Source organism: Desulfosarcina sp., from assembly GCF_055467485.1.
In genome coordinates, this window is record NZ_JBUOIV010000004.1 from 132,952 (window position 1) to 157,031 (window position 24,080).

Genomic DNA, 24,080 nt, shown 5'->3' on the forward strand with positions numbered 1-24,080 from the left:
ATTTCACCTGCGAAGGTTTATTGTCCAATTACCCGCCAGAAAAACATTCCCGATCGGATCACTTCAAGGGGTGCGCTCTCGTGCCCGCCTTCAGAATCCGGAAGATACAGCGTGTTGCCGACTTCGAGAGGGGTAAATATGGTCAACGGTTTTTCCTGTCTGGACGGTAGAATCTGGTTGCCCATCGGCCCCAAAATCGTATCGATGTCCGTTATTTTGTTGTCCTTATTCACGTCGAACTGAGGCGAGTAGGGTCGACCGCCCGTGCAGGCGTTGACAATGTTGATGTAGGACGTTCCACCCGATTCACAGGGAGAGGACGATGGATTCGTCGATATCAGGATCACATGTCCCCCTCGCAGCAAGGGATTATTGATCATGCGTTCACCAGCTACGGGCATGTTCCAATACCATCCCACATGGGTGCCGCTGTTGGCCGTGTCATCATACCAATCCGCCGGCTTGTCACTGAGGGCGCCGAATTCAAGGCCGGCGTTTAATACATCGAACGTCTGGTGCAGCAGGGTGATGCCGCTGGGCATATTCGACAGAGAGTCGCTGGCGGGATCAAAAGTCCCCAGGTAGCTACTTCGGGCCACGGTCAGCCCGTCCGCGTCTTCAATGAGCGGCCCCCGGTCCCATATGCCATAGAAGGACTGTTCGGGAACGTTGGTAAAATCGTCAACGTTGAGGTATTGGCCGGTTCCGAAGATCACCATCAGTCCGCGAACGTCTCCGTCTGATGCACAATCCAGCATCACTTCGGGCGGGGTGGTGATGGGCTGGATATCCCCATTGAAATTTCTTACGCTGACCAGCGGTTGGGGGGTAGCGCCGTCCAGGTAAGCAAATGACCAGTCACTGGTGCTTGCCCCCCGCAGGTCAAACTTCCACATGTTGCCCTTCAGATCGCCGGCAAAGACGTAATCTACGAGGCCGTCAAGCTCGACGTCCACCGCTGCCGGTGTGGCCAGCCCGTTACAGCCGGTAACCCCGGTATCAAACTTCCTGATTACCGCGCCGGTCACCGGATCCAGAACATACAGAACGGCGGAGCCATTCTCGCTGCCATACCCGTTGCTGAAAATCACCACACTACCGTATGCTTCCGACTCCACGATGAAAGCACGGGTGAAGGTGTACCCCAGATCTAAATCATTGGCGGCCGAAGCCGAGTATTCCCAGAGGACGTCGGCCGCATCCATTGTACCCGGGTTGGTCACATCCAGGGCAAAGTAGCCTTTACCGCCTTTGCCCAGTCCGCAGACCAGTATGTCCCGGCTGTTGTTGACCACTGCCGCCGTTGCCGTACCGTCCACATAGAATTTGTGGCTGTAACTCGGGTCGGCCAGTTCGGCGAGGTGACCATATACCAGGTTGGGCACATAGGCGAACAACTCCGCACCCGTGGCGGCATCGAGGCCGTGAAGCATGCCGTCGTTGGCGCCGATGTAAACCATGCCCTTGAAGTAAACCGGTGCCGAATGTACGAAATCCCCCAAGGGATGGTTGCGATTACGCAGGGTGCCGCCAGAGGCGACGCTGTTGGATGCATCACCGCGGATAAAATTGACAATCTGGTCGGCGGTGCCCAGCCCACTGGCCTCGAGCTGACTGACCTGGGCGGCGCTCAGGCTGCCGGCATTAAAAGCGATGCCTGCGGTACCATCGTAGGAAAGGATATTGCGAAGGTCCCAGGCCGGCACTGAATTGCTGGCCTGCCATACGGGAGTCTCCACATTGCCGGTGGTCAGGTTTATCGGCAGGGCTGAAACCTCGCCCCACCAGTTGGCCGAGTTGTAGGTCCCCTGGTAGATCACCGCGCCTACCTGGCGCTGGATCGAGTTGGTGGCCAGGGCCGCCGCCGAACCCAGCCGGCTGTCGATGTCTTTGCCTAGTGCCTCGAGAGCGGCAACCAGTTCCTCGTTGTTGTTGGCGGCGATGAACTGGCCACGCCCGTTGATAGCCGCATGGAACATGTCGTCAATTTTTCCGGAATCCGAACCGGTGCCCGGCCAGGGATCGGGACAGGCGCCCGTGGGGCATTTTGCATAGAGCGCGGTATCCAGGCTGCCGGTGACCCCGAAGGCGATCGTATAGGTCACCATGTGCTGGTGGTTGGCCGGATCGACCTGGGTGACGGCGACGTTGTTGGCCAGGGAGGTGTTGAGATCCCTCTCGAAGTAGTACATGGCCACATCCGCCAGGGTATTGCTGTTGCCATCGGCAAAGGGAGGGCCGTCAAACGCCGTATTGTTGTCGCTGTCGGCGTCGCCGATCCCCGGATCGGGGCCGTTGTAGAACCCATCGGTGAAGATGATGGTGAAGGCCTGCTGGCAGGTGCCGCCCTTGTCGGCATTGAAAAAGGGGTAGGTCGCGCTGCTGGTGTAGCTCGAGAAGGTGCTCGGTTTCAGATAGGCGCCCTGGAAAAACCGGCCGGCATTTTTGAGTCCGTTGCGCAGGGGCGTGCCTTGTGCACTGATAGTCAGGCCGTACAGGGTTGTCAGCAGAGACGCGGAGTCATCGTAGAGCACGTTGTCCAGCGTCACCCGGACCGGCAGGACGCGTTGAGCCAGTTTTCCATTGATGGAGATGAGGCCGACATAGACGCCGTCCATGGTGTTGATCGATTTGGCGATGGCGTTAATGGCCGTCAGCTCGCGCCGCCGATAAAAGGAGTACCAGTTGGCAAAGTTCTGGGCTTCCTCGGCGTAGGTCCGGCCGGTCACGATGCCGGCGGCCGCCGCATCCGCATCGGTCAGTCGCGTCAGTTTGGCGGTGGTGACGACTTCGCGGTTGTCGGTCGCACTGGCCAGATTGACCCGGTAGTATTCGAACGCACCGTTTAACAGGTTGACCAGGTAGGTGCCGCTTGTATTCCGGACATAGTAGTGACGCCGCGCGATATCGCTGATGGGGTTGTTTGCGGGCTCAAACTTGACGGCATCGGCGCACACCTGGCTTGCACCGCCGGGCTCGGAGATGCTGACCACACCGATTCCCGTCGAAAAGGTGACATTGCTGGCAATCGGCATCCATGTGTCGAAGTTCAACTGCTGGTTGACACCGGTGTCCGCCACTTGGGTCGTATCGTCATAGGTTAGATAATGCACATCGGTGAGCCGCGACGTACCGCCATTCAACCAGCGGGCGTACACGTCGTAGGTAGTCGACGGATCCAGGTTATCGGCTGTCCAGGTGGCGGTGACCGTCGCTTGGGCGCCGCTGCTGTACAGGTAATTGTTATACTGCCCCCCGGTACCATTGGCCCAACCGGCGGATGCCACAAATCCGGTTGCATCGCTGTTATCGACAATCACGCCAAAGTCCATCCATTCATGCCACAGGGCCGTCATGTCCAGTGTGTTGACGGCGTTATTGGGATGGGAGCGGGGGTTGTCGACGTCGGCATTGCCGAAGGTGGGCCAGGGCGTGTATTCAGTCACGGGGTTGTAATACATTCCGTTGTACCCGGACCACTGGGACATCCAGATCATGCGGTCGGCGGTGTTGTCTTCGAGGTTGGGCGCGTTGTAGACATCATCGCCGGCATTGGAAAAAACATAGTAATATCCCTTGAACAGGCCGTCGGACTCTCCTGGTGATCCCGGCGGCGTCATAAAGGACCAGTCCATGCTGCCCGAGTCATCCAGGACAAACATGATCAGCCCCGGAGCCGACTGCTCCAGCGCGTCAAGGGGGATATCGGCCAGGTCGATGCATGATGCCGCATTGACGCTGCTGCCGGCTGTCAGCACGGCCAGACAGGCGCCCATGACCAGAATGAACCCTTTCAGCCCACGCCATTTATCGCTGTTGATTATCGATGGTTTCATACCTGACCTGCCTTTCGATATTGTGTGGGTTTACCGGTGTGCGTACGCGGTTTGATCGCACCGGCGCTTCCGGTAAACGAATAACTACCATTGTCGCCTGAGGCCGAGTTCCATGCGCAGCATGCCGTTGCCGTTATCTGCGCCGCCCCCGTCTGTGGAGACATATTCTCCGAGAACCCGGCCGGTATGCCAGACGGCCCCCCCGCCCATCACCAGGCTCGAACTGCCCCCGGTAGCGAAGATCCACGGCGCCCAGCCCACAACGGCATAACGCAGCACCCCATTGGCTGCCTCGCCCCGGTTGGCAAGGGTTAGCAGGTTGCCACCTGCATCAGCAGCGATGGAATTGTTGGCATTCAGCATCGTGCTGACATCACCCCGGTTGTACCAGGCGCCGGTGGTCCAGGCGTCGGCGCGGTTGTTGATCCAGTCCGTATTGGAGATGTCCGGGTCGAAGTTAGCCGGGTTGTTATCGGGGATCTGCATGAATCGCTGCAACCCTTCCAGGAGGGCCGACTCCACCAGATTGATGTTCTCTTTGTGAATGCCGACATTGCGGATGATAAAATTCTCGGTAACCACCGTGTCGGAGGAAGCAATGGCGATCACCATCATAATTGCCATGATCATCAGGGCCAGGACCATCACTGACCCCCTGTCGTTGGCGATGGGTGAGGGCGCACGACCCAGCAGATCGCTGGCAGCCGGCCTCGATGGTGTTCTATGCATGGTTGGACAAATCATTTTTGAAATCCTCGTGGATTGACGGTTCAAAACGCGTACGTTCGTTCTCTGGTGTCGACTTCAAGGAGGAAGAAACGTGCCTCCCCACACCACCTTGAAAAATTCCACCCGGGCCAGGGGTGCCAGCGGGTTGCCGCCCGGCCGGATGGCAACCAGCTCAATCCGTTTGGAAACCGTGTAATTGCCGGCCGGCGCACCGGGACCCGGCAGCGCCGCCTGGTTCTGCGGCGCGAAGGGTTCGTTGTCAGATACCTGCCATTGAAAAGTATAGCGTCCGTCCGGAGAATTCTGCGCATGAACCCCGGCTGTCAGGTCTGGAGAAAAATTCACGGGTGGGTAATCCACGTAGAACGGCAGCTGCTTGAGCCGTTCTGCCTGCTCCGCGAGCAGCGTCCAGGCTTCTGTTTTCCGGGTCACATCCCCGGTCCTCATCAGGGCGCGGGTCTGAAGCGCGCCCATGGCCATCAGGCCGATGGAAAAAATGGCGATGGCGACCAGCACTTCGATGAGCGTGAACCCGGCGGCATTGGAAACAAAACGTGTTCGTGCCATATCGATTGAACTCCTTTGAATCTGCCCGCTGAGGTTATACACCTAAATTGCGGCAAACGACGGTGGTGGTCAGCAGCAGTCGCCGAAACGAATCGCCTGCGGGAGGGTCAAAAATCTGATCTCCCCGCTGGTTGAAGTAGACCGTATTGTCATCCGTCGTCTTCATGAATCCTGGCGCCGCCCGCCCGGCTCGGGCCACGATGGTGATCTCGATGCTGCGGATATCACCCAGCCTGTTGGCGGCAACGGGAGACGGAATCACGAGGGGCGGATTGTTGCCATCCAGATAAACGAAGTTCACCGCGTCCACGTTGCGCGCCAGGGGCTGAAGGCCGGCCCCATCCAAGCGGTCCCGCCCCAAATTCCCGTTGGCGTTGACGGCATAACGGATCTGTTCATTGGGGCCATCGAGCAGGCCGTCAGGCCGGAACGTGTTACCAGCGGAATCGCCGATGTCCATGGTAAAGGTCAGATCGTTGGCCGTAGCATTCACGATCCCTGCCGTATCGGTATTGTTGGGATCGCAGCCGGCTGTACTGAGCTCTTGGACAATGATCTCGAGGGCCGCACGGGCCGTCGTGTTCATGTCCGTGAGCGCCTCCTGGGTGTTTTTGGTGCCCACCTGGATCTGGTAGGCGGAAATCACCCCCAACATGAGGATGGATCCGATGACCATGGCAACCATCAGTTCGATGAGTGTGAATCCAAATTGGTCTGAGCGTCTCATTGATTGATGTTCCTCCTGGGTGACGGCCGTTATTGGACTTGTGAGCTGCCGTCAATACTAACGGTAATGTTGAAGGCGAGCCCGTTGGGTCCAGTGACGGTCACCGTGCCGGGATTGGGCACACCCGCGTTGAATGCCAGTCCGCGATTGTTAAAATTGAGCACATCACCTGCAAACGTCGACGCCAAGGTTATCCCGGGAGGCAGCTGGAACACCTGGGGGGGAAGCGCTACCAGTGCGCCGCCGACGCGATTTCTCCGGACCGTCGAAAATGCATTGGCGCCGTCAACGAAAACGACGTCGGCCGGTAGATTGCTCCTGATCGCAAACATGCGCGTCAATTCCATATTGGCCTTGACATTACGCACGGCTGAATTGAACTGGGCGTTCCTACGCCATGAAATGGCATTGGGTATGGCTATCGCTGCCAAGATACTGAAAATCGCAATGGCCACCAACAATTCCATCAGTGAAAACCCTGCCCGATTCTTCATCTTGAACATCTTTCTCGTTTGAATTGGCGAACATCCGATGTCCATACGGCATTCATCTAATTTAGACCTGGAATGTTCCTGCATGTTATCTCCCCTGTTCGGCATTCATGCTATATGCAAACAAGTTTTATGCCACACTGAATCCAAATTTCAAAAAAAACACTGCCTATATCATCTACCTTGTTTTGCTCGATAAATTTTCAATCCAATGCGTTTTCGATATCTGAAAAAATAATCGCGACAACCGCAACCATTAAAAATTTTAAAACATGATCCTTCAGCTATTAAAAACTTTTATAGCTCGATCGTTTGGATAGCGCCGGTTCAGCGCCGGCTTGGGTTACGGAGACCCAAACGGGTGAATAAGGGGCCGGGTTTTCGTGATAAAGGCAGGGGAATCGTTCAGGCGGGTTTACCTGGCAGTGCATCAGCGAGTGTCTTGAAAAAGAGTTCCTCATCCGTGGCCAGTTTAATGGTTACGTCGACGACCATCACCGGCACTGGCCATTGTCTACCGTTTTCGATTTTTACATAATCCTTTAGCGTGGTAGCCAGCACGTCGGCTTTTTTTTCCAAGGCCGCCGCGGAGATCCGCTCTAAATCGTCGCGATCATAACGATGATGGTCTGCAAAAGAAAATGCACGGACAAGCTTGCAGCCTGCCTTCGCCAATGAGTCGAAGAACTGGGCGTTGTCCGACAGCCCCGCAAAAGCGACGGTTCTTTTTCCTTTGAGGGTTTGGATATCCAATGTATCACCTGTCAATCGGCTACCTGTTTGATCGGTCTTTCTGATGATCAGATGGTGGGTGGTGAAAAAAACCGGTTGCAGGCTTGATAATCGACGACGGATGGGGGGCGTGAGGGCCTGTTCGCTGCGGGTATAGACCACCGCATGCGCCCGACGAACTGCCGAAAGCGGCTCACGCAGCATCCCTCGAGGAAGGATGTGTCCGTTGCCAAATGGCTTCCGATGGTCCAGAAGGAGCAGGTCAAGGTCCCTTTTTAAATGCAGGTGCTGAAAGGCGTCATCGAGTACGATCACATCCGGTTTGAATCGCTTCACGGCCATCATGCCGGCTTCGTATCGTCGCTGGCCCACCACCACTGGAATGCCCGTCAAGATCCCGGCCATCAGGTAAGGTTCATCCCCGGCGTCTGAAGGGTCCTTGAAGATCGTCCGGCCATCGCTGACAACCCCCCCTGATTTTTCCATCCGCCCGCGGTATCCCCTGCTCAGCACCACCACGCGGAAACCCATATCCCGGATCATCCGCGCAACCAGAATCGTCGTGGGCGTTTTGCCTGTTCCGCCGGCGCTGAGGTTGCCGATGGACACCACGCGGCAGGGAAGGGTTTTGGATGGGAGCACACCCGTTTCATACAGGCGCGCACGCAGGATCATGAGGCCGCCGTAGACAGCCGAGATAACCGATAACACGGTTTCAATGGAGAATAACGGCGCGTTCCCCCCTCCCTTGGCAGCCAGTTCAATTCGGTTCCTGATCCGTTCAAATTGGTGTGTTAATCGGGTCATTGATCCATTCTGTCGGCGGGTGCGTCGATGACCGCAAGCGTGCGTGACACAGCCCCTTTGTGCTTGGCAAACACCCCATAGGCGCAACGGCCCACACGACGGCTGTCTGCCCGGTTTTCGATCAGATGGACAACCCTTGCGGCGAGCTGATCGGCAGTGTGAACACGGATGGCGCCGCCGGACTTTTCAAGGATCTGGCAGATCCAGCGAAAATCATCGGTGTGGGGGCCGAAAAGAATCGGCTTTACCACAGAAGCCGGCTCCAATGGGTTGTGGCCGCCCGCGCGTACCAGACTGCCGCCCACAAATGCAAGGTCTGCCAGCGCATACAGGCTGCGAAGCATCCCGATGCGGTCGATCACCACCACACTGGACGGTGTGGGCTGCCTTTCCATCTGCGCCAGGGTCACGGCATCGTATCCTGCCCGCTTGAAAATCCGGCACACGGCATCGGCCCGGTCCGGGTCCCTTGGCACGACAATCAGCACGGTGTGGATGCCTGTCGCACGCACCTTGTGATAGGCGGTCGAAAGCATCTCCTCCTCCCCCTCATGGGTACTGCCGGCCACCCAGATGGGCGGGTCCGCAGAGAGGTTGAATATCTTTGTATATTGTTTACGTTCGGCAGTCGACATTTTAACGGGGGCCTGATCGAATTTTATATTGCCCACCGTCACCAATTGATCGTCAGGAACGCCTATCGCCCGGAATCGCAGCCGATCGGATTCGGTCTGCACACAGATCCGGCTAAACACCGACAGCAGCGGCGCCATCAGTAAACGGACACGCTTATAGCCGCGAAAGGTTCGGTCAGAAAGCCGGGCGTTTACCAGATAGACGGGGATCCTGCGCTTTTTTAACCGGTGGAGGAAGTTCGGCCAGACGTCTGTTTCCACGATCACCACACGGCGTGGTTTGATGACACGCAGCGCCCGGTTCACCGAAAAGAGGGTGTCATAGGGAAAATGTCTGATCGCGCACACATGCGGCGCTATCAAACGGGTGGCCATTTCAAAACCGGTGAGGGTGGACGACGTAAAGGCCAGTGACCGGGCGCCGTGCTTGAGGGCCAGCGCTTTTACCAGGGGCTCTGCCGACAACACCTCGCCCACCGAAAGGGCATGGATCCAAATTTTACGCCGCTGGTTTTCGCTGCTGGGAAGGGCCTCCATGAACAATCTTTCAATGAAGGTGCGACGACGCTTTTTGCGGGTCCACACCAAGGGGAGCCATACCGGCCACATCAGAAAAATGGCTAAGCCCATTACTAGATTATAAACGTATACCAATAGGAACCTCTGTCGTCGTTAAATCACCGCCGGCTGGCCAGCTGTTTTTGAACCCTCCCCGCGGCAAGCCGGGGGGAATGTGCTTGCTATCTCGGTTCAATTGGCCATGAGTATCAAAAATCCGGCAAAACTGAAAAAAACCAGATTGGCCAACCATGCCGCAATCACGGGGGGCATCATCTCCGCATAACCCAGCGAAAGGCAAAAACTGTTGAAAATCCAATAGAGAAAGGCGATTCCCAATCCATAGGTAATGCTCACCGGCATCCCTTCGCGCATTTTTCCCCGCAGGGCGAGACCGGCGCCGAGCACGCTGAGGAAGATGCAGACAAACGGAGCGGCAATTTTGCTGTGATAGTCTACCCGGTAACGGGTGGCGGCATACCCCTCCCTCTCCACTTTATGGATGTACCTTCCCAGTTCGGCCAATCCCATTTCATCGGATTGTTTGGCCGCCTGGGACAGGTCATCGGGGTTTAGATCGATGTCGGCCGCAATCCTGTCGCGTAGCTTGACTTGTTGGTCGCTGCTGTCTGTTTCAAAAACCTGTTGAACGGCATCGTCGAGCTGCCACCGACCGTTTTCAAACACGCCAGCTACGGCATCGACCCTCTCTACCAGCCGGAAGTTGTCGTCAAAGGTATGGATCGTGATGCCGGTAACGCGTTTTTCTTCGGGCGCATATTGTTTGATGTGGATGATCTGTCGGGCGGCTCGCATCCAGATATCATTAGTCTTGGACGCGTAGATGTTCTTTTTGCGGACCTCTTTGAGCCAGATCTGGTTGGCATTGACCATAAAGGCCGGCACCACCATTTCGGCAACCAGAAACAATCCCGCACAGAAAAACACGCCGAGTACCAGCGTCGGTTTGAGCAGTCGGTTCTTGCCGATGCCGCAGCTTTTAAGGGCGATGACTTCGTTGTTTTTGTTCATCAACCCCAAGGCGACCAGAATCGACAACAAAAACCCCACCGGTGCGATTTGGACAAAAATAAAGGGGAGCTTGTACAACAGGTAGACGACACAACGGGCGGCGGGGACACCGGCCTCCATGAAATTATCAATCTTTTCTATGAAATCGACCGCCACATAAATACTGAGCACCGCAACCAGCACGATCAAAAAGCTGGCAAGTATCTCCCTGGTGACGTAGCGGTAGAGAATCGTCATCTTCTTTCGACCCGTTTTACGATTCCTTCTAAAATCGGTGACAGCCAATTGATGCTGATCGTTTTTTCTTTCGCCGACATAACCAGCAGATATATGCCGAATCCCCCGAGAATCACGTTTGGCATCCACATGCCGACCACCGGCGGGTAGTTGCCGTTCTCTCCAAAAGCCGTTCCCACGGAAAGGAGAATATAATACAGCAGAAAAAAGAGAAGGCCCAGTCCGATACCGAATGCTTTTTTGGCATTGCGGGCCTGAATGCCTAATGGCACGGCCAGCAGTCCCATGGCCAGACAGGCCACGGGTATCGAAAATTTCTTGTAATATTGCAAAAGGGCGCCAAGGTATTTGGCTTTGTCGGCCTTGACCCGTTTCAAATAGGCCCGCAGATTGGACAGGGTCATTTCATCCGGAGCTTGACTGGCGATGCTTGTTGTCGAAAAGACATCCTTCAGATCCAACCGGATGTCGTATGTTTCAAAATTGATCGTGTGAGAAGAACGGTCGCGCATGTCCACCTGGCTGATCGTTCCGTCATACAGCCGCAGATAGTAAACCATTTCCTTGGGTTCGCCGAAAAGCCTCCCGCTTCGCGCAACGACCGTATTATTGCCCCCTGCAGTCCGGCTGTCTTCAATGAGCACATTATGCAGTTCACCGCTTTGCAGATCTATCTTGTTGACGTAAAGCATGATCTGCTTGAAATTATCGTTGAATGTCCGCTCTTTCAAACTGAGGTTCAGGTTGGCAGTGGCCACATCGAAAAGCAGCGCCTTGAAGCGTTCGGCGCCCAGGGGAACACCAAAGATGGTCATGTACCCGGTGATCAGGGTTCCCGACAGGCTGAAAATCAGCACCGGCGTCAGCAAGCGGTAAATACTCACCCCCCCTGCTTTGAGAGCCATAATCTCGTTGTCGCTGGACATTCTCAGCAGTGCCATCAAGACCGCCATCATTGTGGACATGGGGATAATGTACTGGAGAAAATACGGCATGGTGTAAGCCAGCAGCAGAAATACCGGCACAATACCGACCTTGTGATTGACGATCATGTCCGTGATGTCGAGAATCTGTTTCATCAGAAAAATAAAAGAGAAAAAGGCCAGATTGATAAAAAACGGCGGCAGCATCTCCAGAAACAGATACCGATTGAGGATGGAAAAGGGATTGATCATCAGATATTTTCGCGGGGGGACGAGGTCCCGTTTTTCTCATGCAGGACAGCGTCATCTTCAGGGGCTTCATCCGACGCTACGTCTTCTTCATCCGAAGGGCCTCCACCTTCCAGTTCGTCGCCGTTATCTTGCATTGGAAATCTCCTTTTCATTAACGTTTACCGAAAATGGAACCCAAAACCCCCCGGATGATCTGCCTGCCGATCGTGCTGCCAATCGAACGCGCGGCACTTTTTATCATGGCTTCTCCGACAGTCTGTCGCTGGCGGTTGCCTGAAGGCTGGCTTCGTTGATCCTGACGCTGTTTTTTCTCTGCTTCCAGCGCTTTCAACCGTTGCGTCTCGGCTGTCCGGGCAGCTTCCGCACGTTGCCTGAGCATCTCGTAGGCAGACTGCCGGTCCAGAGAAGCATCATAGCGGCCACGGATGGGAGACCGCTGCATGACGGCCGCCCGCTCGTCATCAGAAATCGCACCGATGCGGCCCTCCGGCGGTGCGATCAGGGTTTGCTGAACCGGCTGGGGACGGCCGTCATCGCCCATCACGGACACGAGGGCTTCACCGATTCCCAGGGTAGTGACCACATCGGCGGTATGAAACAGTGGGTTGGGCACGAACGACGCAGCTACGGCCCGAATGCTCTTTTGATCCTTGGGCGTGAACGCCCGTAGGGCATGCTGAACCTTGAGTCCCAATTGACCCAGCACATTGTCCGGCAGATCCATGGGGTTCTGAGTGATGAAATAAACCCCGACACCCTTGGATCGGATCAGTCGGACCACCTGTTCGATTTTGTCCAGCAGCGGTTTCGGCGCTCCTGAAAAAAGCAGGTGCGCCTCGTCAAAAAAGAGCACCAGCTTCGGGGACGGCGGATCGCCCGCTTCGGGCAGCTGCTCGAACAGTTCTGACAGCAGCCAGAGCAAAAAGGCCGCATAAAGCCGCGGTGCATGGTGGATCAGCCGGCCGGCGTCGAAAAGGCTTACGACCCCGCGCCCTGAGAAATCCGTGTGCATCAGATCGGCCAATTGCAGGGCCGGTTCTCCGAAAAAGTGCTCGGCCCCCTGCTCTTCCAGCACCAACAGGCGCCTTTGAATGGCACCCAGACTGGCGGTGGTGATGTTTCCATATTCCGATTTCAGGGAACCGGCGTTATCGCCCATCCAGGCAAGCAGCGCCCGAAGGTCTTTCAGATCCAGAAGCAGCAGCCCCTGGTCGTCAGCCAGATCGAATCCGGCATAGAGCACCCCAGTCTGGGTATCGTTGAGTTCCAACAGGTTGCCTAACAGCAGCGGGCCCATTTCTGAAATGGTCGTTCGCACCGGGTGCCCGCTTTTCCCGTCCATATCCCAAAACAAGGTCGGACAAGGCTGCTGGCGGTATCCGGGCAAGGGAATGCTGGCCAGTCGTTCGTCGATCTTTGGATGGGGCGACCCTGCTGCGGCAATACCGGACAGGTCTCCCTTGATATCCACGGCAAATACCGGCGTGCCCATACGCGAAAATCCTTCGGCCAGGGTTTGCAGGGTAACCGTTTTCCCGGTGCCGGTGGCTCCGGCCACCAAACCGTGCCGGTTGCACATGCGGCCGGACTGGGCGATCAATGTATGGCGGGCAGCGCCGATGGTGAGCATGGCAGGTGTCATCATGGTCTCCAATATGGGGTATACGGTTAGCGCCACCACGCTGGCGGTTTGACGTTGGCTGCTAAAATTGGGATGCCGTCCAAATCGATGATCCGATTCTAAAGCATCCCGGCACAAAAGAAAATGGAAAAAATGTCAGGATAAAAGCCATTTGGCATGATGTCCGGGTTGTGATAGATTCCTGTGGATAAAAAAGGGAATCGACACACACCCCGGAAATTTACCACAGGAGAAGGCATTCATGGAAAACGACCAACCACCGGCAACGATACGGCCCGCTGATTCAACCGGTGGGCAAAGCGTAGTGGTCCGCCAAATGACCATCGACGACATTCCCGCCATCTACCATCTGGGAGAAAAGCTGTTTACCGCGCGCATCGCCCCCAATGCCCACCGAACCTGGGATGAATACGAGGTGGTGGGGTTTTTCCAGACCGATTGCGAGTTCTGCTTCGTGGCTGAGGATGAAAACCATGCGGTCATCGGTTTTGCCCTGGGCACGGTGATCGAAAAACACCATTCATGGACCTATGGTTATCTGATCTGGCTGGGGGTACGCCCCGATTACCAGAAAACCGGTATCGCCCAGCGGCTGTTCCGCCAACTCAAGCCCGCGATGATCGATGCCGGTGCGCGCATCATCATGGTGGACACCGATGCCGAGAATGCCGCATCCCTTCGGTTTTTTCGCAAAATGGGCTTCAACCATTCACGCCAGCATGTGTACCTGACCATGAACGTTGACGATGACCGCCGGCGTCTGGAAGAACGGCGCAAAGACCGGATCATCCGCTATACGGTCGATGACCATGAAGGAGAACGAGGCGACCATGGTTAAGCAGAAACTTCAAATCAACACGCGGCGCCTTCAACAGCTGTTGCGCAAAATGGTTAATGTCTACAGCCCGCCCGGCAAGGAAAACGACCTGGTGGACTTTATCTACAACTACCTCAAGCGCCATGGACTGCCGGTGGTGCGCCAGGCAGTCGATGAAGACCGGCACAACCTGATCGTGGAACCTGACGACGTGGAAGCGGAATTGGTGCTGGTTGGGCACCTGGACACGGTAGAAGCCTACGACCTGGAGTCGTATGAATACAGCCTGGACGGGGATACTGCCGCCGGGCTGGGCACGGCAGACATGAAAGGCGGTTGCGCAGCCATGATCGAGGCGTTTCTCACCCTGTGGGAAAACGGCCACACCAACCGGCCCGTTGCCCTGGCCCTTGTCGTCGGGGAGGAGGACTACGGTGACGGGGCCCAGCGCCTGGTCAGGGAATACGACTTTTCGGCGGCCATCGTGGGAGAACCCACCGACCTGCGCCCCTGCCTGAGCCATTACGGCTACCTGGAAATCCAGTTGACCACCCAGGGGCAGCGGGTTCACGCCAGCCTGGCGCCCCAGGCCAATAACGCCGCCACTGCCATGCTTCGACTGCTGCTGGCCTATATTCAACATTTCGACCAGGAACTTGCCGACGGGGTATACAACCTGCGGGATCTGACCAGCGCCCGGTCCGGTTTTGCGGCACCCGACAATTGCGAGGCCTGGATCGACCTTCACCTTCCCGCCTTGACCCACATGGGGCAGCTCACCTTTCAGTTGGAGGAACTACATACCAACTACCTGAAAACCAATGCCCAATGTGACGCCGCCATCCATTTCAATACGATCCACGCCGGCTATGAACTGCCCCAAAAGGGGCCGCTGGTGGATCTGCTGAAAACGGTATACGACCGGCATCATCTATCCTTTTCGCCCACCAGCTTTCCCAGCCACAGTGATGCCAACACCCTGTGGGCGGCTGGGATCAAGCCCATCCTCTTGGGGCCGGGGCAGCTTGAAAAGGCCCACACCGCCGAAGAATCGGTATCGCTGTCCCAGGTGAAACTGGCCGCCCAGATTTACATGGACCTGATCCTGAACTACGCCAAAGAGGGATAAAAAAAAGGATTAGCGGTGGGCGACGTAGTGGACGACAGCCTCGGCGGCGCGCTCGCCATCCACGGCACAAGAGACGATGCCGCCGGCATACCCGGCCCCCTCGCCGCAAGGAAAAAGCCCCCGGACCGACACATGCTGCAACGTCTGAGGGTCTCTGGGGATCCTGACCGGAGAGGAGGTGCGTGACTCCACCCCGACCACCACCGCATCGTTGGTGAGAAATCCCTTCATCGAGCGATCGAACACCTTGAAGGCCGTTTGGAGCCGCCGGCGGAGGTGATCAGGCAGCCACTGGTGCAAGGGCGAAGCCACCACACCCGGCGGATAGGAGCAAGCCGGCAAGCCGTCGGATGATCGGTTGTCAACAAAGTCGGCCAGGCGCTGGGCCGGAGCGATCACCCCGCCACCACCGTTGACAAAAGCCGACTGCTCAATAGCCCGCTGAAAGTCCAAACCGGCCAACGGGTAGGATGCTTCCAACCGGGGAATGTCGACAAGCCGGATCTCCACCACGATTCCGGCATTGGCGTAAGGGGAATTCCGTCTGGAAAAAGACATGCCGTTGACCACCAGGGCGTCATCCTGCGTGGACGCCGGCACGATGAACCCACCCGGGCACATGCAGAAGCTGTAAACGCCACGGCCGTCCACCTGCCGGGCAATGCTATAGTCAGCCGCCGGCAGATATCCACCCCGGGGTTGGCCATGGTATTGAATCCGGTCGATAAGCTTTTGGGGATGTTCCACCCGCACGCCCATGGCAAAGGGTTTGGCCTCCAGGGCGATCTTTTTGTCCATGAGCATCTCATAGACATCCCGGGCGCTGTGGCCGGTAGCCAGGATCACCGCCCGCCCCTCGATGCGATGACCATCGGCCAGGATCGCGCCTGTCGCCCGGCCGCCGGAAACCGACAACCCGACGACTTTCTGTTGAAAATGTATTTCACCGCCGTGGGCTTCGATGGTGGCCCGCATGGCCGAAACAATTCCCGGAAGACGGTTGGATCCAATGTGGGGGTGGGCATCGTAAAGAATGGATCCATCGGCGCCATGCTGATGAAACCGGTGGAGCACCCGACGGTGATCTCCCCTTTTCTTGGATCGCGTGTAAAGCTTGCCGTCGGAGAAAGTTCCTGCACCCCCCTCGCCGAAGGCGTAGTTGGATTCACTGTCCAATACCCCCCGCCGGTTCAGCGCTGCCACATCCCGCCGACGGGCCTTGACGGGCTTTCCCCGATCGACCACCACCGGCTTGAGGCCCAGTTCCACCAGTCGCAAAGCGGCAAACAGGCCCGCCGGTCCGGCGCCCACGACCACCACTGCTGGCGCGGACCCCACGTTCCGATAGGCGAAAACCGGGCGCTCCGACATCAGCGCTTCACCGTCGGCGTAGATACGAACACCCAGGTTGACCCGGATCGGACGGCGGCGGGCATCGACGGATCGACGGACGATCATGAACCGGTCGGTGGTAATCGCACGCCCGATCTTCCGCGCCAGGGCCCGTTGGATCCCTTCCGGATCCGCCGCATCCCGGGGAGACAATGACAATGAAACGTCCTCAGGCATCGGGCATCACGTCTTTTTCCGGCGTCGGTTGTGCTCGTAGCGCATCTGGAGCATTTCCACCATCAGGGCAAACCCCATGGGCAGGTATATGTAGGCCTTGGGCACATGTTTATGCAGGCCCTCCATGAAAATGGTGACCCCGATGGTGATCAGGAAGGACAATGCCAGAATTTTCAGGGCGGGATGGCGCAGGATGAAGTCACCGATGGGCCGGGCGAAGAAGAGAATGCCGACAAAGGAGAGCACCACTGCCGATACGATGATCCACAGCTGCTGGGTCAGGCCCACGGCCGTGATTACCGAATCGACTGAAAAGACGATGTCCAGCAGGACGATCTGGGTAATGATGGACACAAAGGTGCCGGAGGTCTGCTGGTCAGACCCATGCTCCGCATCTCGGAATTCGACGGTGTGATGGATCTCATGAACGGCTTTATACAGCAGGAACAATCCCCCCGCCAGCAGGATCAGGTCCCTGACCGAGAAATTGGCCACAACGGGCCGGGTCAGGCTGGCCAGGGCCACGACCACGGCCAACATGACGATGCGGGCCAGCATGGCCATGCTCAACCCCACGACACGGGCTTTTTGCCGCTGGTTCTCGGGCAATCGGCCCACAAAAATGGCGATCACCAAAACATTGTCCACGCCCAGCACAATTTCCAGCCCGATCAGCAGAGCCAGCAGTCCCAATGCATCTGCCATCGATCACCTCTTTTAACGGTTAGCCAGGGATCCAGACTGATTGGCGCAGTTGCCTATCGGGCCTCGAGGATGTCCAGCACCTCGGCACACTTTTGAGCTGCGCGGCTCACAATGGATTCTGCCTCCCGGGTGATGCGTGTCCTGAAGGTATCGTCCGTAATTTCGACCATATTGATCATCACGTTTTTATAGGCACCCCAAATCCCCGTTTCCAGGGCCCTGGCCCCCACCTCCACGTCTGATCTGGATGCCGGATTCCCGTATCGGGCCACTTCGCAAAGGGCATCCCAGGCGCCGTCGCCCAATTTCATGGTTGTCAGGGGAATGTCAATGGCCTTTTTGAGGCCAGCCTGCATGCATTCGGTCCGCTGTGCGCGCTCGGCATCGGTGTTGCGGGGCATGCGGAGGGCTTCCATGAAGTCGTTGAATGCCGTCGTATCCGCATCGATCATGGGAATCAGCCCTGCCGCCGCTTCGTGCAGCGGAGGAATGCTTTTTCTCATCTGGGCGTCCACCGATTCGAACTTGCGAACCCCGTAAGTAAGCTTGCCCACCATGGCCCCCAGCCCGGCTCCCATGGCCGCCATGGCGGCCGACACCGATCCCCCGCCCGGAGCCGACGAACGGGAAGCCACTTCTTCGATAAAGGCCCTCAGACTCATGCCGGCGAGCGGCTCATCTTTTTCTTCAGCCACCCGGTACTCGATGATTTTTTCTTTAGGATCGAACGGCGCCACGCTGTTGAGCCCCAACCGTTCCACCGCCAGCCGGACTTTTTGATCCTCGTCGAGGATAAACAGGTTTTCCTTCTCCATGTAGTAGTCGGCAGCCATGATAATCGATGCCAGGGGGATCAACCCGACAACTTCCGAACCGGCGACGCCGACGTTCAATGCCGCCGCTTCCCGTTTGACTTCCTCGAACAACACATGCATGGGCGTTACTTGATAATCGTTCAGGTTTACCGTTACCTGGGCCATGTTGTATTCATTCACGAACCAGCCCATGCCCTTGACCGCTTTGAGCCGGCCGGGCGCTTCCGGACCCCGGCCGGCCTCGCGAAGGTTCAGGGCAATGCGGTGGGCCTGGTTGCTGGTGCCCAGGATATTGACGTTGTAGGCAATCAGGAAAGACCGCGCACCGGTCGCGGTGGCGCCCCACTGGGGAATGAATTCGGCAGGTCCGAAATCAGGTTTCCATTCGGGTTCCTTCAGGCGCCCGACCAAGCCTTCATACTCGCCTTTGCGGACCTGGGGCAGTTTGCGGCGGTAATCATCGACCGCTGCCTCCTCGTAAAGGAAAAATGGGACGCCCAGTGCTTCCGCGGCCATCCGGCCAAACGTCTTGGCGATCTCCACACATTCGTCCATGCTGACGTTGGCCACGGGGATGAACGGACAGACATCCATGGCGCCCATGCGGGGATGCTCCCCCTTGTGTGTGCGCATGTCGATTTTCTGCCTGGCAACCCTGGCGCTGTTCAGCGCCCCTTCAACCACCGCCTCCGGATCGCCGACAAAGGTGTAGACGGTCCGGTTGGTGGACTTTCCCGGATCGACATCCAAAAGGGTGCAGCCCGGCGTATGTCGGATGGCCTGGGCGATGGCTTCGATGGTCTCCCGGTTGTTGCCCTCGGAAAAGTTGGGAACACATTCAACAATTTTTCTCATGATAAGCTCGCTTCGGTTTGATATGAATGAATAACGGTCTAAGGCCCTGACGCGATGGTCAGGACCGTTGACGCAGATGGTTACTGCTCGTCCGGCCAGCCCATGTCGGTCGAAATGATTCTGGCGGTGTTCATCAGGCAGGCGATCAGGTGGTCGCGAACGCCGGGCGTTTCGATGACAAAATCGGGCACGGAAACATTGATGGCCGCCACGACATTGCCGGTGTAATCCCGCACCGGAGTGGCGATGGCGGTAGAAAAATCGGATCCACTGACACTGATCCCCGTCCGCCGTGCGTCGGCAACGGCGACCAGCAATTGCGGCAGCGAATTGATCTCGCCGCTGGCGTATCCGTCCAGGGGCATCCCGGAATAGTGCGTACGGAGGCTTGCATCGCTGAGACCGCAAAGCAGGGCACGGCCGATGGCCACCGTGTGACATGGGAAACGGGTTCCCACCGGCACGTTGACCATCATGACTTGAGGTGAGGCCGCCCGGTAGATGTAAATGGCTTCAATCCCTTCCCGGATAGCCAGATGGCAGGAGGCACTGGTTTCATCGCGCAATTGGTCCAGGTGGCCGGCGGCCGTGTTCAGGATATCGCGTGAGGCGAGATAACAAAAGCCCCGTGAAAGCACCATGGAGCCTAATTCGTATGCATTCCGACCGGCTTTTTTAAGATAATTCATCTCGGTCAATGTCACGATGGTGCGGTAGATGGCCGATGTGCTGACCTCCAGCCGTTCGGCCAGTTCACCGATGGTCAGCACACGCTGCCGGACTGAAAACAATTCAAGAATCTGGAGCCCCTTTTTCAGGGCCGGAACCGTATAGTCCGTATTCATTTTTTGTCCGTCAACCACGATCCGTCTCCTGGTGCGCGTTGCGTGCCCTCGCCGATCAGGCGGATGCGGGGATCGACCGACCGGTCTTCAGGATATTGGGCACCAGAATCAGCAACACCAATACAGCGCCGACAAGGATAACCGCCAGACTGCTGGAAACCAGAAGCAGTCCGCCGATGGTCAGGGCGATTTTCCCCGTAAGCCCCACCTTGTATCTGAAAAACCCGATGTAAGCGGCAGACAGCGAGATAATGCCCAGCACGCCGCTGACCATGGCAATGGAAAATTCCATCCATGAAAAATCGATAAACAGCATGCTCGGCGCATAAACGAACATGAAAGGCACCAGCGCCTTGCCCATGGAAAGCCTGAAGGCGGTCATACCGGTGGCCATGGGGTCCGCCCCCCCGATACCGGCACCGGCATAGGCGGCAAGGGCCACCGGCGGGGTCACATCGGCCAGCACGCCATAGTAGAAAACGAAGAAGTGGGTCGCCACCAGCGGGATGCCCATGTCGTTGAGGGCCGGACCGGCGATAGAAGCCAGGATGATGTAGCAGGGTGTGGTGGGAATTCCCGCCCCCATGACAATACAGGCGATTGCCACGAGCACGAGACCGAAAAAGAGGGTCCCCCCCTGAACGGTCAAGAATTGGAACGGATCAAGGGCAGCCAGCAGGTTCCCGAGCATTGAAGCGATCTGAAGCACCGCGCCGGAGAATTTGAACCCCAACCCGGTGAGGGTGATCATCCCCAAAATAAAACCCACGCAGGCACAGGCCGCCCCGATGGCCAGGGCATAGCGGGCGCCCTGATCCAGGCCCTCGATCAGCCGGCGGGGGGTCAGGGTCTTGGAGTCATCCAGCTGTCCGACCCCCATTCGCTTGGTAATCATTGGGATGTAAGAACAGGTGATGGAGAGGATGATGCCCCAGAAGGCGGCCAGGTAGGGTGTGTACTGCATGAGAAGCAGGGTCACCATCACGGTCAGCGGAATCATCAGGTGCCAGGATGTTTTCATGATGTGCACCAACTGGGGAATCTGCTCCCTGGAGAGTCCTTTGAGTCCCAGCCGTTTGGCCTCCAGGTGGACCATGCTCAAGCAGGCCAGGTAGTGAAACGCGGCAGGAATGATGGCGATGAGTATGATCTTGTTATAGGGGATACCCAGCATTTCGGCCATGACGAAAGCCGATGCACCCATGATGGGCGGCGTGACCTGCCCCCCGCAGGAAGCCGACGCCTCCACCGCCGAGGCGAACTGGGCGGAAAAGCCGTTTTTTTTCATCATGGGGATGGTGAACGATCCGGTGGTCGCCGTGTTGGCAATGGGGGAGCCGGAAATCATGCCGAAAAACCCGGAAGAGACCACCGACACCTTGGCCGGCCCGCCGGAATATCGGCCGGCCAGGATCATAGCCAGATCGATGAACAGCTGTCCAAGGCCCGATGCCTGGGCCAGTACGCCGAAGAGAACGAAGTGGAAGACATAGGTGGCCACCACGCCCACGGCAATGCCGTAGATACCTTCGGTGCCCAGGTAGAGATGCTCCACGATGCGGACGATATCATACCCGCGGTGGCCCAGCACCCCGGGCAGCCAGGGCCCCAGCAGGCCGTACATCAGGGCCAGGGCGCCGATGACGGGAAGGGTCTCGCCCATGACCCGTCGGCAGGCCTCGGTGACCATGATGATGGCCAGCAGTCCCATGACGTACTCTTCGATCTGGGGGAAGCCGATGTTCTCGATAAAGATCTGCTTGAAAAAAACGATCAGGTAGAGGGATATTCCGCCCGCGGCGATGGCCAGGGGCCAGTCCGAGAAGGAAAGCCGGTCGCCTTTGCCTTTGAGAAAGTCCACGGGCAGGGCGGTGATGGCGAGAAACAGCACCATGATGAACAGCGCCGGTGCACCCCACACCGGCAGGTCATCCTGAAAACGGTCGGTGAGCTGCCAGGCCAGGAACAGGTAGAACAGGGCAAAACAGATCCCGAATCCCCAGGCGATCCCCATGCGCGTGGGTTGCCGCCGGGGAAAGACCAGGAACACCAGGCCGAGCACAAAAGAAAGGTGCACGGTCCGGTGCATCACCTCGTTGAGCAACCCGAATCCGGCGGTGTATACATGAAACAGGCTCAGTATCACGCATAGGACGACGGTAATTTTGGCCGTGATGCCCTTCAGGTTTCTGAAATTGGACTCGGCATCGTATTTTTTGACGATGGCGTCCACATCCTGCTTGGTGAATTCCTTCTCGCTCGCATCTGCATTCGGGGGCTTCGGGCCATCCGGTACGGCGGGCTCGACAAGATCGTTTACCATTAGGAACGTCCTTTGTTTCTCACATCTTCAAATGGGGGTTCATGGGGTCGTGCACGGCACGACGGCCAGTTCTAAGGCTTGGTCATCCCAGCCGTTGAGATTGATTTCAAGGCCGCCAATGTGCAGGCGATTGCGATAGTTCCGGTCTGTGCGGACGACAAGCCTTGGGATTTGCCGTTCCATGTGGATGATAAAACGGCCGTCGCGATGCTCCCAGCCGGTTGCACCGGGTTCATCGACCCCGGAAGGCAATCCCGCTCCATGGGCCTGGAACGTCTCGGCGGTCTGGATGATTCGCCAATCGATGGCCCGGTAGTGATCCCGGACCGGCGTTTGGGAAACCGAATGGATAAATGAAAGCGAAAAGGAACCGTCTTCCGGCAGCGGATAATTCCCCAAAATCACCTGGGTATGAAACCGGCTGATCGTCAGGCATGGGTGTGCCGCAACGGATCGGCTGCCAAGCGGAAAGCAGGCGGCCAGCACCAGGGCCAGCACGCCTGCGATCGTCGGTTTCATCTATTTGATCAAACCTTTTTCCCGATAGTAGCGCTCAGCGCCGGGATGCAGGGGGATCGATACGGACTCCAGGGCTTTTTCAAGAGAGATTTCCTTGCCCTTGACATGCACCTTGGCCAGGGTTTCCGTGTTTTCGTAAAGGGCCTTGACGATCTCGTAGGCGACGTTGTCATCCAGCTTGTCGTGGGTGGCCCAGATGGCTCGCACGGCAATGGTCTTCACATCTTCGGTCTGGCCTTCATAGGTGTTGGCCGGCAGAATGGTTTCCGCGTAATAGGGCTGCACTTCGCGCAACTTGGCGATCGGTGCACCGGTCAGCGGGACGATCTTGATGCTGTGGTGATTGGCCAGTTCCATCACCGACGCCGTGGGGGTGCCGGCGGTGATCAGAGAGGCGTCCAGGTTACCGTCTTTAATCTTTTCCACAGACTGGGAAAAGGATGAGTAATCCTCGGAAAGATCTTTGCGGTCCATACCGTGGGCAACCATCAGGTCGCCCAGAAGCTGCCACTGGCCGGAGCCCGGAGAACCGGAGGAAACCGATTTACCCTTGATATCCATGAAGGTGTTGATGCCGGCATTGCCCCTGACCACCAGTTGAACCGTCTCCGGGTAGAGGGCGCCCAATGCGCGGATGTTCTTGATCGCCTTGCCGTCGAACTGTTTTTCCCCTTTGTAGGCGGCATCCAGGATATCGGCGGCCACGAATGCGGATTCAATACCTTCCCGGCCCAGCAGGGTCGCGTTGGCCACGGAGGCGTTGCCGGTTTCCGCGGTGGCCGACAATTTATTTCCATCGATCTCAACGGCATTGGAAATCAGCTGGGCCAGCATGCCACCCAGGGGATAGTAGGTGCCGCCGGTGCCGCCGGTGGCGATACCGAAAAAAATGCGGCCGGCCATGGCGCTGCCGGCTGAAATCATCGTCACGGCCAGGACTAAACAAACCAACAGACTCACTCTTTTCATCATACTCCTCCTTTTGCGATTGTTTGGATATAAAATATATATTTTACCGATAAACCGAAGGGAAGCGTGGTGCCTTTTATATGCACAATAAATTGGCTTTTTTGTCAACAAAATTTTGCTAATGAATATTTATTGCGAAGGTCGTCCCCAACCGGTCTGCTTGGGCTGTGGGTGTCGAGCAAGGTGACTTGATCGTCACAACGGTGCCGCGTCGTGGCTTGCTTCTCCTGCTCCTGGTCTATTTTTTCCTTCCTTTCCGGTAAGTGGCAATCGACCTGCCTGAGAAAAAGAGAAACCGTTTCTCCGGTCATGCCGCAACGATGAATATGATGCCGGTACAGGCAGGACTGCGCAGCACGGTATGGA

Annotated in this window: 20 protein-coding genes; 2 read left to right on the plus strand and 18 right to left on the minus strand. The window is 57.2% G+C overall.

Annotated features, from left to right (window positions below):
- Positions 1 to 17: 17 nt before the first annotated feature.
- From ACZCED_RS03585 to ACZCED_RS03635, 11 genes are all read right to left on the minus strand, one after another.
- Complete coding sequence (locus tag ACZCED_RS03585) at positions 18 to 3,836, minus strand: PilC/PilY family type IV pilus protein (RefSeq protein ID WP_464860226.1); 3,819 nt, start codon at positions 3,834 to 3,836, stop codon at positions 18 to 20.
- Between the two features lie 84 nt (positions 3,837 to 3,920).
- Positions 3,921 to 4,565, minus strand: a complete 645-nt coding sequence (locus ACZCED_RS03590) for a pilus assembly PilX family protein (protein ID WP_462968391.1) — start codon at positions 4,563 to 4,565, stop codon at positions 3,921 to 3,923.
- A gap of 75 nt (positions 4,566 to 4,640) precedes the next feature.
- Entirely contained in the window at positions 4,641 to 5,132 is a 492-nt protein-coding gene (locus ACZCED_RS03595) for a type IV pilus modification PilV family protein (RefSeq protein ID WP_462968392.1), read from the minus strand.
- A gap of 34 nt (positions 5,133 to 5,166) precedes the next feature.
- Entirely contained in the window at positions 5,167 to 5,859 is a 693-nt protein-coding gene (locus ACZCED_RS03600; protein ID WP_462968393.1) for a prepilin-type N-terminal cleavage/methylation domain-containing protein, read from the minus strand.
- Positions 5,860 to 5,888: 29 nt separating this feature from the next.
- A complete protein-coding gene (locus ACZCED_RS03605) occupies positions 5,889 to 6,353 on the minus strand; it encodes a GspH/FimT family pseudopilin (RefSeq protein ID WP_464860227.1) in 465 nt (154 codons plus the stop codon).
- A gap of 402 nt (positions 6,354 to 6,755) precedes the next feature.
- Positions 6,756 to 7,889, minus strand: coding sequence for a tetraacyldisaccharide 4'-kinase (gene lpxK, locus ACZCED_RS03610; protein WP_462968395.1), 1,134 nt, complete (start codon positions 7,887 to 7,889; stop codon positions 6,756 to 6,758).
- Positions 7,886 to 9,061, minus strand: coding sequence for a 3-deoxy-D-manno-octulosonic acid transferase (locus ACZCED_RS03615; RefSeq protein WP_462968396.1), 1,176 nt, complete (start codon positions 9,059 to 9,061; stop codon positions 7,886 to 7,888). The genes lpxK and ACZCED_RS03615 overlap by 4 nt, the downstream gene beginning before the upstream one ends.
- A gap of 213 nt (positions 9,062 to 9,274) precedes the next feature.
- On the minus strand, positions 9,275 to 10,351 hold the full coding sequence (gene lptG, locus ACZCED_RS03620; protein ID WP_462968397.1) for an LPS export ABC transporter permease LptG: 1,077 nt from the start codon (positions 10,349 to 10,351) through the stop codon (positions 9,275 to 9,277).
- Positions 10,348 to 11,526 (minus strand): LPS export ABC transporter permease LptF, encoded by a 1,179-nt coding sequence (gene lptF / locus ACZCED_RS03625; protein ID WP_464860228.1) that lies wholly within the window; start codon positions 11,524 to 11,526, stop codon positions 10,348 to 10,350. Before lptF ends, lptG begins: the two co-directional genes overlap by 4 nt.
- Positions 11,526 to 11,660, minus strand: coding sequence for a hypothetical protein (locus ACZCED_RS03630; protein ID WP_462968399.1), 135 nt, complete (start codon positions 11,658 to 11,660; stop codon positions 11,526 to 11,528). Before ACZCED_RS03630 ends, lptF begins: the two co-directional genes overlap by 1 nt.
- Before the next feature lie 17 nt (positions 11,661 to 11,677).
- Positions 11,678 to 13,171 (minus strand): helicase HerA-like domain-containing protein, encoded by a 1,494-nt coding sequence (locus tag ACZCED_RS03635; protein WP_464860229.1) that lies wholly within the window; start codon positions 13,169 to 13,171, stop codon positions 11,678 to 11,680.
- 238 nt (positions 13,172 to 13,409) lie between these two features.
- Here ACZCED_RS03635 and ACZCED_RS03640 point away from each other — a divergent pair, with 238 nt between their 5' ends.
- Together ACZCED_RS03640 and ACZCED_RS03645 are read left to right on the plus strand one after the other, a co-directional pair.
- Positions 13,410 to 14,006: an N-acetyltransferase family protein gene (locus ACZCED_RS03640; RefSeq protein WP_462968401.1), complete on the plus strand. Its 597-nt coding sequence runs from the start codon at positions 13,410 to 13,412 to the stop codon at positions 14,004 to 14,006.
- Complete coding sequence (locus ACZCED_RS03645) at positions 13,999 to 15,114, plus strand: M20 family metallopeptidase (protein WP_462968402.1); 1,116 nt, start codon at positions 13,999 to 14,001, stop codon at positions 15,112 to 15,114. The genes ACZCED_RS03640 and ACZCED_RS03645 overlap by 8 nt, the downstream gene beginning before the upstream one ends.
- A 9-nt stretch (positions 15,115 to 15,123) precedes the next feature.
- Here ACZCED_RS03645 and ACZCED_RS03650 read toward each other — a convergent pair whose 3' ends face one another.
- The 7 genes from ACZCED_RS03650 to ACZCED_RS03680 all read right to left on the minus strand — a co-directional run bounded on the left by ACZCED_RS03650 (position 15,124) and on the right by ACZCED_RS03680 (position 23,717).
- Positions 15,124 to 16,683: an NAD(P)/FAD-dependent oxidoreductase gene (locus ACZCED_RS03650; protein ID WP_462968403.1), complete on the minus strand. Its 1,560-nt coding sequence runs from the start codon at positions 16,681 to 16,683 to the stop codon at positions 15,124 to 15,126.
- Positions 16,684 to 16,689: 6 nt separating this feature from the next.
- A complete protein-coding gene (locus tag ACZCED_RS03655) occupies positions 16,690 to 17,388 on the minus strand; it encodes a TerC family protein (RefSeq protein WP_462968404.1) in 699 nt (232 codons plus the stop codon).
- Positions 17,389 to 17,441: 53 nt separating this feature from the next.
- Entirely contained in the window at positions 17,442 to 19,058 is a 1,617-nt protein-coding gene (gene ftcD / locus ACZCED_RS03660) for a glutamate formimidoyltransferase (protein WP_464860230.1), read from the minus strand.
- 80 nt (positions 19,059 to 19,138) lie between these two features.
- The gene (locus tag ACZCED_RS03665; RefSeq protein ID WP_462968406.1) at positions 19,139 to 19,921 is read right to left on the minus strand and encodes an IclR family transcriptional regulator; all 783 of its coding nucleotides are present in this window, start codon (positions 19,919 to 19,921) and stop codon (positions 19,139 to 19,141) included.
- A 37-nt stretch (positions 19,922 to 19,958) separates the two neighbouring features.
- Complete coding sequence (locus tag ACZCED_RS03670; RefSeq protein WP_464860231.1) at positions 19,959 to 22,226, minus strand: TRAP transporter permease; 2,268 nt, start codon at positions 22,224 to 22,226, stop codon at positions 19,959 to 19,961.
- A 39-nt stretch (positions 22,227 to 22,265) separates the two neighbouring features.
- Positions 22,266 to 22,745: a DUF1850 domain-containing protein gene (locus ACZCED_RS03675; protein ID WP_464860232.1), complete on the minus strand. Its 480-nt coding sequence runs from the start codon at positions 22,743 to 22,745 to the stop codon at positions 22,266 to 22,268.
- Entirely contained in the window at positions 22,746 to 23,717 is a 972-nt protein-coding gene (locus ACZCED_RS03680) for a TAXI family TRAP transporter solute-binding subunit (RefSeq protein WP_464860233.1), read from the minus strand.
- Between the last annotated feature and the right edge of the window lie 363 nt (positions 23,718 to 24,080).

Bases quoted from the DNA above. Each gene is read 5' to 3' on its own strand.
- ACZCED_RS03585 (WP_464860226.1), bottom strand. From the start codon at position 3,836: ATGAAACCATCGATAATCAACAGCGATAAATGGCGTGGGCTGAAAGGG.
- ACZCED_RS03590 (WP_462968391.1), bottom strand. From the start codon at position 4,565: ATGCATAGAACACCATCGAGGCCGGCTGCCAGCGATCTGCTGGGTCGT.
- ACZCED_RS03595 (WP_462968392.1), bottom strand. From the start codon at position 5,132: ATGGCACGAACACGTTTTGTTTCCAATGCCGCCGGGTTCACGCTCATC.
- ACZCED_RS03600 (WP_462968393.1), bottom strand. From the start codon at position 5,859: ATGAGACGCTCAGACCAATTTGGATTCACACTCATCGAACTGATGGTT.
- ACZCED_RS03605 (WP_464860227.1), bottom strand. From the start codon at position 6,353: ATGAAGAATCGGGCAGGGTTTTCACTGATGGAATTGTTGGTGGCCATT.
- lpxK (WP_462968395.1), bottom strand. From the start codon at position 7,889: ATGACCCGATTAACACACCAATTTGAACGGATCAGGAACCGAATTGAA.
- ACZCED_RS03615 (WP_462968396.1), bottom strand. From the start codon at position 9,061: ATGGAGGCCCTTCCCAGCAGCGAAAACCAGCGGCGTAAAATTTGGATC.
- lptG (WP_462968397.1), bottom strand. From the start codon at position 10,351: ATGACGATTCTCTACCGCTACGTCACCAGGGAGATACTTGCCAGCTTT.
- lptF (WP_464860228.1), bottom strand. From the start codon at position 11,526: ATGATCAATCCCTTTTCCATCCTCAATCGGTATCTGTTTCTGGAGATG.
- ACZCED_RS03630 (WP_462968399.1), bottom strand. From the start codon at position 11,660: ATGCAAGATAACGGCGACGAACTGGAAGGTGGAGGCCCTTCGGATGAA.
- ACZCED_RS03635 (WP_464860229.1), bottom strand. From the start codon at position 13,171: ATGATGACACCTGCCATGCTCACCATCGGCGCTGCCCGCCATACATTG.
- ACZCED_RS03640 (WP_462968401.1), top strand. From the start codon at position 13,410: ATGGAAAACGACCAACCACCGGCAACGATACGGCCCGCTGATTCAACC.
- ACZCED_RS03645 (WP_462968402.1), top strand. From the start codon at position 13,999: ATGGTTAAGCAGAAACTTCAAATCAACACGCGGCGCCTTCAACAGCTG.
- ACZCED_RS03650 (WP_462968403.1), bottom strand. From the start codon at position 16,683: ATGCCTGAGGACGTTTCATTGTCATTGTCTCCCCGGGATGCGGCGGAT.
- ACZCED_RS03655 (WP_462968404.1), bottom strand. From the start codon at position 17,388: ATGGCAGATGCATTGGGACTGCTGGCTCTGCTGATCGGGCTGGAAATT.
- ftcD (WP_464860230.1), bottom strand. From the start codon at position 19,058: ATGAGAAAAATTGTTGAATGTGTTCCCAACTTTTCCGAGGGCAACAAC.
- ACZCED_RS03670 (WP_464860231.1), bottom strand. From the start codon at position 22,226: ATGGTAAACGATCTTGTCGAGCCCGCCGTACCGGATGGCCCGAAGCCC.
- ACZCED_RS03675 (WP_464860232.1), bottom strand. From the start codon at position 22,745: ATGAAACCGACGATCGCAGGCGTGCTGGCCCTGGTGCTGGCCGCCTGC.
- ACZCED_RS03680 (WP_464860233.1), bottom strand. From the start codon at position 23,717: ATGATGAAAAGAGTGAGTCTGTTGGTTTGTTTAGTCCTGGCCGTGACG.